Raw genomic sequence first — 14,584 nt, forward strand, 5'->3', positions numbered from 1 at the left:
GCGCGGCAGCGGTGTGCCAGGCATTGGCGCGCGGACGCATTTCAGGCATGATCGCCAAAGCCCGCCGCCCGGTGCACTCTGCCATGCCGGGAATGCGCGGCAGGAACGCATAACGACAACAGGGAGAAACCTTGCACACGCTCGCTACCATCCTGGTCCTGCTGGTTGCGCTCGAACATGTCTGGATCCTGATCCTGGAGATGTTCCTGTGGACCAAGCCGCTGGGCCTGAAGACCTTCCGCCAGTCGCGCGAAGCCGCTGAAGCCACCCGCGTGCTGGCTGCCAACCAGGGGCTCTACAACGGTTTCCTCGCCGCCGGGCTGTTCTGGAGCCTGGCCAGGGGCGACCATGCGGTGCAAATCTTCTTCGTGAGTTGCGTGCTGGTGGCCGGCATCTACGGCGGACTTACCGCCAAACGCTCCATCCTTTACATCCAGGGCCTGCCCGCCCTGCTGGCGCTGCTGGCCTTGCTGGCCAGCTGACCGGGCGACGCGACCATGAAACGCGCCCTGCTCCTGACCCTGCTGCTCCTGCTGGCGCGCCATGGGCTGGCGCAGGATCCTGAGCCGGAGTGGTGGAACTACCAGGCCCAGCGCGGCGATCGCCTCAAGGTGGTCAAGCTGGACATGAGCCTGCGGCGCAGCTTCCCGCTGTCCGGGTTTCCATATGTGGTGGTCACGCGGGTGAACTATGCGCCGGGCACGCCCGACGGCTTGCCGGCGCTGGCCGAGCAGGACCGGCTGGAAGCCCTGTCCGACCAGATGGCCGCCGCCATCGGCAAGAAGACCCGCAGCATTTACGCTGGCACCGCCTTCAGCCAGGGCCAGCAGCAATCCTGGTTCTACGTGACAGATCCCAATGGCCTCGAAGCCGTGGTGGCAGGTGTGCATGCCCAGCTCTGCCAGGGCTGCAAGACCAGTACCGCCATCCTGGCCGATCCGGCCTGGGCGCTGTATCGCGACCAATTGTTGCCGGACGGGGAAACCCGGCAGCGCTATGGCTTGCGCAGTTATTGAAGTGCCTGCCGCACGGGCGGCGTAAAGTTTGGCACGACAGTTGCCGATAACAAGTTTCCTGGCAGCATCAGCATTGACACCGCGTCATCACAACCAGTCCGGCGCGCCGCATGGCCTTGCCGGCGCAACAACAACATCGGACACGGTCCGAGGGGAAGCCGCATGAAACAGATCAAACTCATCCTCAAGGATGATATCTACGACTCGCTGGAGCGCGACTATCACAACTTCGTGCGGCTCTCGACCAAGATCGATTCGGGGTTCGTCAAACCTTCCTTCGACAGCTACCTGCTGGCCAAGGTCTCCGAGAACACCAACTTCCTCACCGAAGAGGCGGTGCAGCACCTGATGCTCTCGGGCCAGTATGCGTGGGCACGCCGGGCGATGGACAAGGAATTCCCGGACGTGGTCCAGATCCTCATCGAACAGGCAGCCAATTACGGTTTCTGGATTGCGGTGCGCCACGACTGGGGCACCGAGGAACTGGTCAATGCATCGCGCGCCTGGGCCGGCGCCATCATCAAGCAGGCCAAGGGCGATGAAACGCAGATCGACGTGCTGGCCTCGCAGATCAAGGCGTCCGCCACCAATATCGCGGTGGTGCAGGAACGCCTGAAGACCCCGGCCTCGCAACTGGCCCATGCGATGGTGCAGGAATTGCGCGAGACCCATATCGCCATCGAACATGCCTCGGGCATGGTGGCGCGGGAAAAGCTGGGGGCGCTGCGCACCCTGTTGAAACTCGGGCGCGCCTATGGAAATGTCTCGGAGAAGGCCGAGCAGGACATGATGGACAAGCTCAAGCGCGAAAAGCCCTGGCTCTTCGAGACCGGCCCCAAGGGCTTCTGGGGCCACGTCGCCGCCTGGTGGCGCGGGGTCTGAGCCCGCAGCAGGTCAGTGCTCAGGGTGCCGGAACCGCCTGGGCATCGCGCATCAGGCGGATGTCACCGTACCAGGCTTGCATCTTCTGGACCGTATTGTCGGTATCGGTGAGCACGCCCACGCCGATCAGGCGGCCGGGCTTTTCACCGAAGGCACGCTCATAGTCTTCGGCGACGTTGCGCTGGTAATTGCGCCACTGCCCCACGTGCTCCGCACCGTTTTCCACCACCAGCATCTGGATGCGACCGGTGCGGCCATTGGCGATCACCGTGCCGACAGGCGCTTTGGGATCCCACACGTACATCAGCGTGGCATAGGGCAGCTCATGCCCGGTCAACAGCTTGGCCGTATCGAAGAGGATGGTATCCATCAGCGAGAGCTTGTCGTGGTCGCCATCGAAGGCCAGCACGATGCGCACCGGCGAATCATCGGTCTCCCGGTGCGTGAGATCGGCCGTGGGAATCAGGCCGGCGGCCTTCCAGCTCCAGGTCAGCCAGGGCTTCTTGTTGATGTCGATGTCGACCGCATGGCGCAGGCCGGATGAAGCGCGATCGGCAAAGGCGTGCAGGACGCTGCGGCCATTGTCCTGCACCAGGCGGTATTCGGTAGGAATCTTCTTGCGGGTGAACACCAGCGGCTCCCAGCCAGCCGGCAAGCCTTCGGGCGGGTTGGCCGAGAACAGCGCCAGGGCCTGGTCCAGCTTGGCCTGCTTGGCTTGCCGGGCAGCTTCATCGAGCGGCGCGGGCTTCTGTGCGGCGCAGCCGGCCAGCAGCAGGGCGCCGCCCACGCAGAGCGAGGCCAGCACGGCACGGGCAGCAAAGGCAGGCAGGGAAACACGACCGAGAGCAGCAAGGCGCGCGCGCACGCGCGTAAGACGCAAATTCATGAAGGCCAACCGGAAAAAGCGGATTCTGAGGGAAAGTCTGCGGCCACCCCGACCGCAGACGAACACTAACAGGAAAATCACGCCTGAAGGCATCCGGAAAAACCCTAGCCAGTAAAAAAACGTCAGGAATGCAACGCAGCCGTTGGCTCAGTTTTGCTGCCGCAGGATCTGGATGAACATCTTGGCCAGCGAGGACAGGGTGCTGTTCTTGCGCGTGACGATGCCGTAATGCTCGATGCGGGTCTTCAGGTTGACCGGCAGGATCCCCAGCATCTGGCGCGCGGCAAAGAAATGCGCGATGTCCAGCGGCATCACGGCCACCATGTTCGATTGCGCCAGCAGGGTGATGGTCACGAACGGGGAGGCGGTCTCGATCACGTTGCCGGGTACCTTCACGCCTTCCAGCTTGAACTCATGCTCGATCCAGATGCGCATGGGCATGTTGCTCGAATAGAGGATCCAGGAGGCGTCGGCCAGCTCCTGCAGGCGCACCTTCTGCGCCGTGGCCAGCGGATGGTCGATGCCGCTGACGATGCACATGGGCTCGCCGCGCAGCATTTCGTAATGGTAGAGGTTGGGCTGCGAGCTGACCGAGGAACGCCCGATCATCAGGTCGATACGGCCCTGGTCCAGCAGCAGCAGCTGGCGGGCACTGGTGTCCTCGCTGATCTCGATGGAAACGTCCGGCTGGATCTCGCGCAGGCGCGACAGTGCCCGCGTGACGAAGGGTGCCGCCCCCATGATGGTGCCGATGGACAAGCGGCCACCGCGGCCGCTGATCATGTTCTGCAATTCTTCGCGCAGGTTGGCCACGTCGCTCTGGATCAGGCGCGCATAGCGGATCACGCAGCGGCCCAGCTCGGTGGCCTCGATCCCGCGCGGGGAGCGGTCGAACAGGGTCACGCCCAGGGCATCTTCCATTTCATGCAAGGCCTTGGTGGCGGCCGGCTGGGTCATGTGCATCACTTCGGCTGCCTTGTGCAGGGAGCCCTGCTCGTCGAGCGCCGTCAGCAGCGCGACCTGCCGAAAGCGCAGGCGGCTGACGATGGAACCGACCGAAGGCAGCACACCGCCCGCCGCGCCCTCCTCGTCGAGTCGGTTATCACCCGATGAATTAAGCTCATTAGACATCCTTGGTTCAGCCTCTTATAGTCGTCCCGGAAAAAACACAATGCTAGCGCATCTGCCCCCTGCCCACGGCGATGCGTGAAAAAAGCTCAGGAGACGACGGGCAGATTGATCCACAGGTGGCTTGGCCTGGCGGCAGTTTCCTGCCGCGTGCGAATCACAGCCCCTGTTCTGCACATCGCTCCTTTTATACCTGACCGCCCCTGACAGGCGGCAACGTGGATGACGACGGCAAAGGAGACCTGGTGAGGCTGATTCAATATCGCGACCTGCATGGCCAACGCCGGGTGGGTATCGTCAATGGCGCCAGCATCCAGGTATTGGGCGAGGTCGGCACCATGCGCGAGCTGGGCTTGCTGGCCATCGCGCGCAATACCGGGCTGGAACGCCTGGCCCAGCTGCTCAATACCGACCAGTGCGAAGACTATGCCGCCATCCTGGCCGAGGGGCGCATCCTGGCGCCGCTGGATCATCCCGACCCGGCCCACTGCCGCGTCTCCGGTGCAGGCACCACCCACCTGGGTAGCGCCACCACGCGCGACAAGATGCATCGCCGCATCGAAGGCGATGAGCTCGACAAGACCGATACGCAACTGATGATCGAATGGGGCATCGCCGGTGGCCGCCCCGCGCCGGGCAGCGTGGGCGTTCAGCCTGAATGGTTCTACAAAGGCGATGGCCATTGCATCGTCGCGCCCGGCCAGCCCTTGCCGCGTCCTGATTTCGCCCTTGATGGCGGCGAAGAACCGGAGATCGTCGGGCTCTACCTGATCGATGACGCACTCTGTCCGCGCCGCCTCGGTTTTGCCATCGGCAACGAGTTTTCGGATCACGTGATGGAACGCCGCAATTACCTGTACCAAGGCCACTCCAAGCTGCGCCACTGCGCCTTCGGTCCGGAGCTGCTGGTCGGCCTGCCACCGGCGCACCTGACCGGCATGACCCGCATCCGTCGCCGTGGCCGCGTGATCTGGGAACAGGAATTCCTGACCGGACCCGACAACATGTGCCACTCCATCGAGAACCTCGAATACCACACCTTCAAGTATGCGCACCTGCTGCATGCGGGCGACGTGCATGCGCACTTCATGGGCGCGGCCAACCTGTCCTTCGCCTACAGCGTGCGCACTGAAGATGGTGACAGCATCGAGATCAGCATTCCCGATTTCGGCGCACCGCTGGTCAATGGAATCCAGCACGTGCCATCGACCTTGCGACCGGGTGGCGTCAAGCCGCTGTAGCCACGCCGCCCGGACCCAGGCGCGCCGCAAGGCGCAGCAGTAACGGCAATCATGCCAAGGCCCCGACCTCACCGTCGCACAACAAGAGGCCGCCCCCAGGAAAACCAGAAAAGGAGACCACCCTCATGTTGTTGTATCCCCCTTGCCCTGATGCTGCCCGGACGGAGCGTCGATGAATTACACCTTCGATTTCATGAGCGTGTTCGCCAACTGGGATCGCCTCTTGATGGGCGCCTGGCTGACGATACAGCTCTCGGCCCTGTCCATTGCATTGGGCTTCGTGGTCGGCACGCTCTGCGCCATTGCCGGCAAGAGCCGGCTGGCGCTGGTGCGCGGCCTGGTGCAGGCCTATGTCGAGATCATCCGCAATACGCCGCTGCTGGTGCAGGTGTTCCTGGTGTTCTTCGGCCTGGCCAGCATCGGCTGGAAGCTCACCGCCGAGACCGCTGCCGTCATTGCATTGACCGTCAACGTCGGCGCCTACACCACCGAGATCATGCGCGCCGGCATCAACTCCATCCATCCGGGCCAGATCGAGGCGGCCGAATGCCTGGGCATGTCGCGCTTCCACGTGTACTGGCACGTGGTGCTGCTGCCGGCGGTGGAGCGCGTCTATCCCTCGCTGACCAGCCAGTTCATCCTCTTGATGCTGGCCTCCAGCATCACCTCGCAGATCTCGGCGGAAGAGCTGACCGCCACCGCCAACCTGGTGCAGTCGGAAACCTTCCGCAGCTTCGAGGTGTATGCGGTCATCGCGGTGGCGTATCTCGTTCTTTCCTTCCTGTTCCGTGGCGCATTCTGGGCAATCAGCCAGATGGCCTTCGTGCGCAAGCGCAAGCTTGGCACCAACCTGTAAGGAGGCGCGATGAACGCATTCAGTTTCCTGCACGTGGAGTACCTGTTGCAAGCGGCGGTCTGGACCGTGGTGCTGTCGCTGGTAGCCTTCGTCTTCGGCGGTGTGGCCGGCTTCGTGATCGCTTTGTGGCGGGTCTCGCCCAACGCTTTCCTGCGCGGCCTGGCCAGTACCTACATCCAGGTGGTGCAAGGCATCCCGCTGCTGGTGATCCTGTTCGTGGCCTACTTCGGGCTGGCCATCGCCGGCTTCAAGCTCACCCCGCTGGTGGCAGCCGGGATCTCCTTTGCGATCTACTGCGCCGCCTTCCTCGGCGAGATCTGGCGCGGCTGCATCCAGGCGGTCCCCAAGACCCAGTGGGAAGCCTCGGAATGCCTGGGCTTCAACCGCTTCGAACAGCTCACCAAAGTAATCCTGCCGCAGGCGGTCAAGATCGCCACGCCACCGACGGTGGGCTTCATGGTGCAGATCGTCAAGAACACCTCGCTGGCCTCGGTGATCGGCTTTGTCGATCTCTCGCGCGCCGGCCAGATCATCAACAACTCGACCTTCCAGCCGTTCACCGTGTTCGGCTGCGTCGCACTCATCTATTTTTGCCTGTGCTTCCCGCTGTCGGCGCTGTCCAAGCACTTTGAAAGGAAATTGAATGTCAGCCATCGTTAAGATCAATGATCTGCACAAGAGCTTCGGCAGCAACAAGGTATTGAACGGTGTCTCGCTGGATGTGCAGAAGGGCCAGATGGTGGCCATCATCGGCAAGAGCGGTTCGGGCAAGAGCACGCTGCTGCGTTGCCTGAACGGCCTGGAGAAAGTCGATGGCGGCAACATCCATGTATGCGGACATGATATTCATCATCCGGACAAGCTGAACCTGCGCGAATTGCGCAAGCAGGTCGGCATCGTCTTCCAGAGCTACAACCTGTTCCCGCACCTGACGGTGGAGCGCAACATCACGCTGGCGCTGACGACCATCAAGAAGATGTCGACCGAAGAGGCGAAGAAGATCGCCCACAAGGTACTGCAGCTGGTGGGTCTGGAGAACAAGAAGGAAGCCTACCCCGAGCAGCTCTCGGGCGGCCAGGCGCAGCGCGTGGCGATTGCGCGCTCGCTGGCCATGGCACCGGAACTGATGCTGTTCGACGAAGTGACCTCGGCGCTGGATCCGGAGCTGACCGCCGAAGTGCTGAAGGTCATGGAAGACCTGGCCCGTGGCGGCATGACCATGGTGCTGGTCACGCACGAGATGGCCTTTGCCCGCAAGCTGGCCGATGTGCTGGTGTTCATGCACCAGGGCCAGGTGTGGGAGATCGGTCCGCCCGACGAACTCTTCAGCAACCCGAAGACCGCCGAGTTGCAGAAGTTCGTATCAAGCGATCTGTAAAAGATCGCATATCCATCTTGTATGGATTTTGTTGTCAGCAGTATCCATACAATCACCCAGGAGACATCAATGAAAAAACTGTTCAACTTCACCAGGAAGGCCGCCGCCGTCGTGCTGGGCCTGGCTTGTTTTGCCCAGGCCGCGCATGCCGATGCCCTGGCCGACATCAAGGCCCGCAAGAAGGTGCTGATCGCCATCGACCTCGGCGCGCCGCCCTTCGGCATGACCAACGCCAAGCTGGAGCCGCAGGGCTCGGACGTGGAAACCGCACGCCTGCTGGCCAAGGACATGGGGGTGGAACTGGAGATCGTGCAGGTCACCGGCCCCAACCGCATTCCCTTCCTGATGACCGGCAAGGCCGACATGGTGATCTCGTCCTTCTCGATCACGCCGGAACGCCAGAAGGTGGTGGCCTTCACCCAGCCCTATGGCGCCTCGCAGTTCGTGGTGGCCGCGCCCAAGGGCGAGAACATCAAGGGCCTCAATGACCTGGTCGGCAAGCGCGTGGCAGTGGTTCGCGGCAACATGCAGGATTCGCTGCTGACCCCGCTGGCCCCGAAGGGGACCAACATCGTGCGCTTCGATGATGATGCCACCGTGACTGCGGCCATCATCTCGGGCCAGGTCGATGCCCTGTGCACACCCAATTCGCTGGCCTCGGCCATTGCCAAGCAGAACCCGTCCAAGAACCTGGAAACCAAGTTCGCCATCAAGGACATCCCCTATGCCATCGGCCTGCGCAAGGGCGAGCCGGCACTGGAAAAGTGGCTCAACGAATGGATCACCGCCAACCTCAAGAATGGCAAGCTGCCCGGCATCTACCAGCAATGGGTCGGCAGCCCCATGCCTGACCTGGCGCAGTTCGCGCCCAAGTAAGACCGCCGTTTCCGGCATGCCGCGCCCGCCAGCGCGGCATGCGCCCGCCGCCTGCGCGGCCAGCCTGCAGCATCCACGAACTCCGAGACCAACATGAAAGCCAACTCTCCCGTCATCCGCCTGAACCCGGTCGACGATGTCGTCATCGCCCGCCAGCAGCTCATCTCCGGCACCGTGCTGCAGGACGAAGGCGGCCTCAAGGTCCAGGGCCTCATCCCCGCCGGCCACAAGATGGCCACCCGCGCCATCGCTACCGGCGAGCCGGTCAAGCGCTATGGCCAGATCATCGGCACGGCCAGCCAGGACATCGCGCCCGGCCAGCACGTGCACACGCACAACCTGGCCATGGCCGAGTTCTCGCGTGAACACCATTTCGGCGCAGACGTGAAGCCGGTCGATTTCGTCGCCGAGCCGGCCACCTTCATGGGCATCGTGCGTCCCGATGGCCGCGTGGCCACGCGCAACTACATCGGCGTGCTGACCTCGGTGAACTGCTCGGCCACCGCGGCGCGTGCCATCGCCGATTACTTCCGCCGCGACATCCACCCTGAAGTGCTGGCTGACTATCCCAACATCGATGGCGTGGTGGCGCTGACCCACGGCCAGGGCTGCGCGCTGGATTCGCAAGGCGAGCCGCTGCAGATCCTGCGCCGCACGCTGGCCGGCTACGCCACCCATCCCAACTTCGCCGCCGTGCTGGTAGTGGGCCTGGGCTGCGAGACCAACCAGATCTCGGGCCTGATGGAAAGCCACAACCTGAAGGAAGGCGAATACTTCCACACCTTCACCATCCAGGGTACCGGCGGCACCGCCAAGACCGTGGCGCTGGGGATCGAGAAGATCAAGAAGATGCTGCCCAAGGCCAATGACATCCAGCGTGAGCCGGTATCGGCCAAGCACCTGACGCTGGGCCTGCAGTGCGGCGGTTCGGATGGCTATTCGGGCATCACCGCCAACCCGGCACTGGGTGCTGCGGTGGACTTGCTGGTGCGGCATGGCGGTACGGCCATTCTTTCGGAGACACCCGAAATCTATGGCGCCGAACACCTGCTCACCCGCCGTGCGGTCTCGCCGGAAGTCGGTGAAAAGCTGCTGGCCCGCATCGCCTGGTGGGAGGAGTATTGCGCCAAGAATGATGCCGAGATGAACAACAATCCGTCGGCGGGCAACAAGGCCGGTGGCTTGACCACCATCCTGGAAAAATCGCTGGGCGCGGTCGCCAAGGGTGGCACCACCAACCTGGTCGATGTCTACAAGTATGCGGAAACCGTGACCGCGCGCGGCTTCGTCTTCATGGATACGCCGGGCTACGACCCGATCTCGGCCACCGGCCAGGTCGCGGGCGGCGCCAACATGATCTGCTTCACCACGGGCCGCGGTTCGGCCTATGGCTGCGCACCGGCGCCTTCGCTCAAGCTGGCCACCAATACGGCGCTGTGGCAGCGCCAGGAAGAAGACATGGATATCAACTGCGGCGAAATTGCCGACGGCAATGTCACCCCGCAGGAGATCGGCCAGCGCTTCTTCCAGATGATCCTCGATACCGCCTCCGGCAAGAAGACCAAGAGCGAGCTGCATGGCTACGGGCAAGATGAATTCGTGCCCTGGCACATCGGCGTCTACACCTGATGCTGATGCAGATCATCAAGGCCCGGCTGCGGCTGGGCTAATGTCATCCGCAGCGAACCATGCCGATCCGTATTACGCTGGCCCGGCTCACGTAATACGGGCTGCCGGCCAAGCATCCTTGCCTTCGGGCATCCACGAAGAGGAGGATGTTTCGCCCGCAGTCAGTCTCCCCTTGCAGAACCCAAGATCGTGGCGATGCCCGCTTCCCGTGTAGTCCGGGCCCGCCTCCAACATAAGGAACCAAGAACATGGCACACACTTTTTCGCTCCAGGCCCACCTGCCTGAAGACCACGCGCAGGCCACGCTGATCGGCCGGCTCTGGCAACCCGGCGTGGGTCCGGTGCTGGTGAGGATCGATGCCGACGGTGCGTATGACCTCACGCTCATCGCCGCCACCTCCAGCGAACTGCTGGAACTGGACGACCCCGCCGCTGCCGTGCGCGCGGCCACCAACATGACCCGCATCGCCACCTTGCAGGAGTTGCTGGACAATGCCGACGCCGCCCGCCGTGATACCTCGCGGCCCTGGCTGCTCGCGCCCATCGACCTGCAGGCCGTCAAGGCCAGCGGCGTGACCTTCGTGGCCAGCATGCTGGAACGCGTGATCGAGGAACAGGCACGCGGCGACGCCGGCAAGGCCGAGTCGGTACGCAAGGCGATCACGGCCGTGATCGGCGACAACCTCTCCAGCGTGGTGCCGGGCTCGCCGGAAGCTGCGCGCCTCAAGGAAGTGCTGCTGGAGCAAGGCGTGTGGTCGCAGTACCTGGAGGTGGGCATCGGCCCGGATGCGGAAATCTTCACCAAGGCACAGCCGATGTCGTCTGTGGGCCTGGGCGATGAGGTGGGAATTCACCCCAAGTCGGCGTGGAACAATCCCGAGCCGGAAATCGTGCTGGCCATCAACAGCCGCGGCAAGGTAGTCGGTGCGACGCTGGGCAATGATGTGAACCTGCGCGACTTCGAAGGCCGCAGTGCCCTGCTGCTGGGCAAGGCCAAGGACAACAATGCGTCTTGCGCGGTCGGACCTTTCATTCGCCTGTTCGACGCAAACTTTTCAATTGACGACGTGCGCCGCGCCGAACTTACAATGCGGGTCGATGGCACGGAAGGCTTCACGCTCAAGGGCAGCAGCTCCATGTCCATGATCAGCCGCGATCCGCTGCAGCTGGTGGAACATGCGATCGGTCCCAATCACCAGTATCCGGATGGTCTGGTGCTGTTTTTGGGGACCATGTTCGCTCCGACCCAGGGCCGTTTCGGTCCCGGCCAGGGCTTCACCCACCAGGTCGCCGATATCGTGACGATCTCCACCCCGAAGCTGGGCGCGCTGGTGAACACGGTCAACTTCAGCGACCAGACCGCACCGTGGACCTTCGGGCTCACCGCGCTGTACAAGAACCTGGCCAACCGCAAACTCGTTTAATCGCAAAGGAACAAGCATGTCCGCATCCACTGGCCGCCTCGCCGGCAAGACCGTCCTCATCACCGCTGCAGCCCAAGGCATTGGCCGCGCCTCGACCGAACTGTTTGCGCGCGAAGGGGCGCGCGTGATCGCTACCGACATCAGCAAGACGCATCTGGATGAACTGGCGTCGATCGCCGGTGTGGAAACACATCTGCTGGATGTGACCGATGACGCCGCCATCAAGGCGCTGGTGGCCAAGGTCGGCAGCGTCGATGTCCTCTTCAACTGCGCCGGTTATGTGGCGGCGGGCAACATCCTGGAGTGCGATGACAAGGCCTGGGACTTTTCCTTCAACCTCAATGCCAAGGCCATGTTCCACACCATCCGCGCGGTGCTGCCGGGCATGCTGGCCAAGAAGGCGGGCTCCATCGTCAACATCGCCTCGGCGGCCTCGAGCGTGAAGGGCGTGGCCAATCGCTTTGCCTATGGCGCCTCCAAGGCGGCCGTGGTGGGAGTGACCAAGTCGGTGGCGGCGGACTTCGTGGCACAGGGCATCCGTTGCAATGCGATCTGCCCGGGCACCATCGAATCGCCCTCGCTGAACCAGCGCATCAGCACGCAAGCCAAGGAAACCGGCAAGAGCGAAGACGAAGTACGCGCCGCCTTCGTGGCGCGCCAGCCCATGGGCCGCATCGGCAAGGCCGAGGAAGTGGCGGCCTTGGCGCTGTACCTGGCCTCGGACGAGTCCAACTTCACCACCGGATCGATCCACATGATTGATGGTGGATGGTCCAACTGAGCTGGTGATTGAACAGCGTTTGCCGTTCGGGTGCCACGCGGCCCCGGAGGAGCGAGCGCTCAGGTACGTCGGACGGCATGCTGCACGCATGCCGTTTTTTCTTTTCGGAATCGCAGCGGTCCGTCTTCCATCGCGGTTGCGGATCAGGTTTATCAAAAGGAAGGCTCGCGGCATAATGAGCGCTTCCTCATTCATGCTTACAGGCAAGCTCATGTCCCAGGCATCTCCGGCGTTTTCTGCCGACACGCTCACTCCCGTGACTTCCGAACCGATGCTGCTCGGTGAATCGCCCTTGTGGCACGCCGAGGAAGGTGCGCTGTACTGGATCGACATTCCAGGCAAGGCAGTGCACAAGCTGGTGTTGGGTACGCAGCAGCATCAGCGCTGGGACATGCCGGAAGAACCCGGCAGCATCGTCAAGCACGCCCAGGGCGGGCTGGTGGTGGCGTTGCGCACGGGCATGTTCCATCTCAATACCGGCAATGGCGCACTGTCCTTGCTGCTGGAGGCGCCCTACGATACGGCGCGCATTCGTTTCAATGATGGCCGCTGCGATGCTGCCGGCCGCTTCTGGTGCGGCACCATCTATGAGCCGCGTGACCGCGATGGCGGCACGCTCTACAGCTTCGAGCGCAATGCGCTGCGCGATGCGCATCATGCGGTGGTGACGTCCAATGGCGTGGCCTTCAGCCCGGACCAGCGCCGCATGTATCACGCCAATACGCCGGCACACCGCATCAATGTCTATGACTATGATCTCGCCACGGGCCAGACCAGCCAATGCCGTCTGCTGCGTCAGTTCGACAGCGACAAGAGCGCGCCCGACTATGGCGGCCGGCCCGATGGTGCGGCGGTCGATAGTGAAGGCGCTTACTGGTGCGCAATGTTTGAAGGGGGCCGGGTGTTGCGGCTCTCGCCGCAAGGGGAGATCCTGCAGGAGATCCGGCTGCCGGCGCGATGCCCGACCATGGTGGCTTTCGGTGGCGAGGACCTGCGCACGCTCTTCATCACCACGGGGCGCAATGGCCGCAGCGATGCGGAGCTGGCGCAATACCCCCTGTCCGGCCATGTGCTGGCCATCCGTGTGGCGGTTCCGGGAAGACTTGAGTACAGCTATCGTCCCTGAGGCTGGAAGCTGTCTGTGGTAAGGACGCGGCAGAATCTTTCACGCGAGTATGCATTTGTGACGATTATGAGAGAATATCGCGTCCTCGCGGATGCCCTGGCGCCGCGCCGAATACAAGCAAAGATCCTTCAAAACACTTTACGCGCTGAAAGAGAATCCATGACTAAAATGAAGAGCCTGGTCGCCAAGATCGCTTTTGCTGGCGTCGCCGCCATTGCCATCCAGTCGCCCAGCTATGCCATCGACGGCATGTCGCTGGAATACGGTACCGGCAACAGCACCCAGCTGGCCCGTATCGGCGCCCAGTTCAACTGGGGCCCGAACTGGAATTTCTGGCAGTCCAACGGCACCCACATCGGTGGCTACTGGGATCTGTCGCTGGCCAACTGGCGCATGAACCACTACAACAACACCAGCAGCAGCGGCAACCTGGTCGACCTGGGCCTGACCCCGGTGCTGCGCTTCCAGCGTGACGATGGCAAGGGCTTCTACGGCGAAGCCGGCATCGGCGTGCACCTGTTCTCCAAGCTCTACCGCAACAACGACAAGGTGCTGTCGACTGCCTTCCAGTTCGGTGACCACGTGGGCGCCGGCTATGTGTTCAGCAATGGCCTGGACCTGGGCATCCGCCTGCAGCACTTCTCCAACGGTGGCATCAAGCAGCCCAACGGCGGCGTGAACTTTGCCGTGGCACGTGTGGCTTACAAGTTCTGATGACCTGAGCTTGTACTGCTGAAAATAAAAAAGCCGGCTATGCCGGCTTTTTTATTGTCTGTTGTTCGGGAAAGATGAGGGCGCACTGCCAATGCCTGCTGTTGCATAGCAGCGTGTGACTTCCTTCCCATCCTTAGATTTTTACCTGTGCATAAATTAACTGCTGCCGGCGCTGTTGGCGCAGGCTGTGCATAAATCTAAGGTTTGGATTTCCAGCAGTGGTGTGCCACGCGGTTTTGCGGCCGATTGAGTGCTTCAAATCTTAAATGCCTGTGTATAAAAAACTGCACAGCGGCGAGGGAAACCATTTTCGCCTGTGAATAAAACTAAGAACAGACCTTGTTCGTCAGCAGGAGGCGTTGGCAGTAGCAACTGTCCTCGCTGCGCTGGTTGGTGGGCGAACTGCGCTTGGCACCGGCCTGAATGAGCGCAGAGCATCGGTTCTCGTGCTGTTCAAACCTGTTTTGCCCTCATCCGAACCGCACTTGGCCGCGAATGCCCGCAATCACAACAAAGCAGAATTCACTCCGCTAGGAGAGAAAAAAAGAATCGAACGCGCAAAGCAAAAACCCTCGCTACTTTCGTAACGAGGGTTCTTGGGAATAACAAGCCTGACGATGACCTACTTTCACACTGGTTGCAGCACT

The 14,584-nt window shown here is 62.4% G+C and carries 15 protein-coding genes; 13 read left to right on the top strand and 2 right to left on the bottom strand.

Annotated features, from left to right (window positions below; translation table 11 throughout):
• Positions 1-131 precede the first annotated feature (131 nt).
• The 3 genes from CEJ45_RS14205 (at position 132) to CEJ45_RS14215 (ending at position 1,898) form a co-directional block, all read left to right on the top strand.
• Positions 132-482, top strand: coding sequence for a DUF1304 domain-containing protein (locus CEJ45_RS14205; protein WP_088755729.1), 351 nt, complete (start codon positions 132-134; stop codon positions 480-482).
• Positions 483-497: 15 nt separating this feature from the next.
• Complete coding sequence (locus tag CEJ45_RS14210; RefSeq protein WP_088755730.1) at positions 498-1,016, top strand: DUF695 domain-containing protein; 519 nt, start codon at positions 498-500, stop codon at positions 1,014-1,016.
• Between the two features lie 162 nt (positions 1,017-1,178).
• A complete protein-coding gene (locus CEJ45_RS14215; protein ID WP_088755731.1) occupies positions 1,179-1,898 on the top strand; it encodes a DUF4088 domain-containing protein in 720 nt (239 codons plus the stop codon).
• A gap of 19 nt (positions 1,899-1,917) precedes the next feature.
• On the opposite strand, the gene CEJ45_RS14220 is transcribed toward CEJ45_RS14215, so the two are convergent.
• Both CEJ45_RS14220 and CEJ45_RS14225 read right to left on the bottom strand, forming a co-directional pair.
• Positions 1,918-2,703 carry a DUF3047 domain-containing protein gene (locus CEJ45_RS14220; RefSeq protein ID WP_088755757.1) on the bottom strand — a complete coding sequence of 262 codons (786 nt, stop codon included), beginning with the start codon at positions 2,701-2,703 and terminating at the stop codon, positions 1,918-1,920.
• 228 nt (positions 2,704-2,931) lie between these two features.
• Positions 2,932-3,915, bottom strand: coding sequence for a LysR family transcriptional regulator (locus CEJ45_RS14225; protein WP_088755732.1), 984 nt, complete (start codon positions 3,913-3,915; stop codon positions 2,932-2,934).
• Positions 3,916-4,157: 242 nt separating this feature from the next.
• On the opposite strand from CEJ45_RS14225, the gene araD1 reads away from it, so the two are divergent.
• From araD1 to CEJ45_RS14275, 10 genes are all read left to right on the top strand, one after another.
• Positions 4,158-5,153 carry an AraD1 family protein gene (gene araD1 / locus CEJ45_RS14230; protein WP_088755758.1) on the top strand — a complete coding sequence of 332 codons (996 nt, stop codon included), beginning with the start codon at positions 4,158-4,160 and terminating at the stop codon, positions 5,151-5,153.
• Between the two features lie 172 nt (positions 5,154-5,325).
• Positions 5,326-6,009 (top strand): amino acid ABC transporter permease, encoded by a 684-nt coding sequence (locus CEJ45_RS14235; RefSeq protein WP_088755733.1) that lies wholly within the window; start codon positions 5,326-5,328, stop codon positions 6,007-6,009.
• Between the two features lie 9 nt (positions 6,010-6,018).
• Positions 6,019-6,669 carry an amino acid ABC transporter permease gene (locus tag CEJ45_RS14240; RefSeq protein WP_088755734.1) on the top strand — a complete coding sequence of 217 codons (651 nt, stop codon included), beginning with the start codon at positions 6,019-6,021 and terminating at the stop codon, positions 6,667-6,669.
• A complete protein-coding gene (locus CEJ45_RS14245; RefSeq protein WP_034333235.1) occupies positions 6,653-7,387 on the top strand; it encodes an amino acid ABC transporter ATP-binding protein in 735 nt (244 codons plus the stop codon). Before CEJ45_RS14240 ends, CEJ45_RS14245 begins: the two co-directional genes overlap by 17 nt.
• Positions 7,388-7,456: 69 nt before the next feature.
• Entirely contained in the window at positions 7,457-8,263 is an 807-nt protein-coding gene (locus CEJ45_RS14250; RefSeq protein WP_039786863.1) for a transporter substrate-binding domain-containing protein, read from the top strand.
• 93 nt (positions 8,264-8,356) lie between these two features.
• Positions 8,357-9,892, top strand: coding sequence for a UxaA family hydrolase (locus tag CEJ45_RS14255; protein ID WP_088755735.1), 1,536 nt, complete (start codon positions 8,357-8,359; stop codon positions 9,890-9,892).
• A 248-nt stretch (positions 9,893-10,140) separates the two neighbouring features.
• A complete protein-coding gene (locus CEJ45_RS14260) occupies positions 10,141-11,316 on the top strand; it encodes a fumarylacetoacetate hydrolase family protein (protein ID WP_088755736.1) in 1,176 nt (391 codons plus the stop codon).
• A 16-nt stretch (positions 11,317-11,332) separates the two neighbouring features.
• Entirely contained in the window at positions 11,333-12,097 is a 765-nt protein-coding gene (locus CEJ45_RS14265; protein ID WP_088755737.1) for an SDR family oxidoreductase, read from the top strand.
• Between the two features lie 175 nt (positions 12,098-12,272).
• Positions 12,273-13,223 carry an SMP-30/gluconolactonase/LRE family protein gene (locus CEJ45_RS14270; RefSeq protein WP_088755738.1) on the top strand — a complete coding sequence of 317 codons (951 nt, stop codon included), beginning with the start codon at positions 12,273-12,275 and terminating at the stop codon, positions 13,221-13,223.
• A gap of 159 nt (positions 13,224-13,382) precedes the next feature.
• Entirely contained in the window at positions 13,383-13,937 is a 555-nt protein-coding gene (locus tag CEJ45_RS14275) for an acyloxyacyl hydrolase (protein ID WP_088755739.1), read from the top strand.
• Positions 13,938-14,584: the final 647 nt, after the last annotated feature.

This window comes from Herbaspirillum aquaticum, assembly GCF_002213425.1.
Taxonomy (GTDB): Bacteria; Pseudomonadota; Gammaproteobacteria; order Burkholderiales; family Burkholderiaceae_D; genus Herbaspirillum; species Herbaspirillum aquaticum.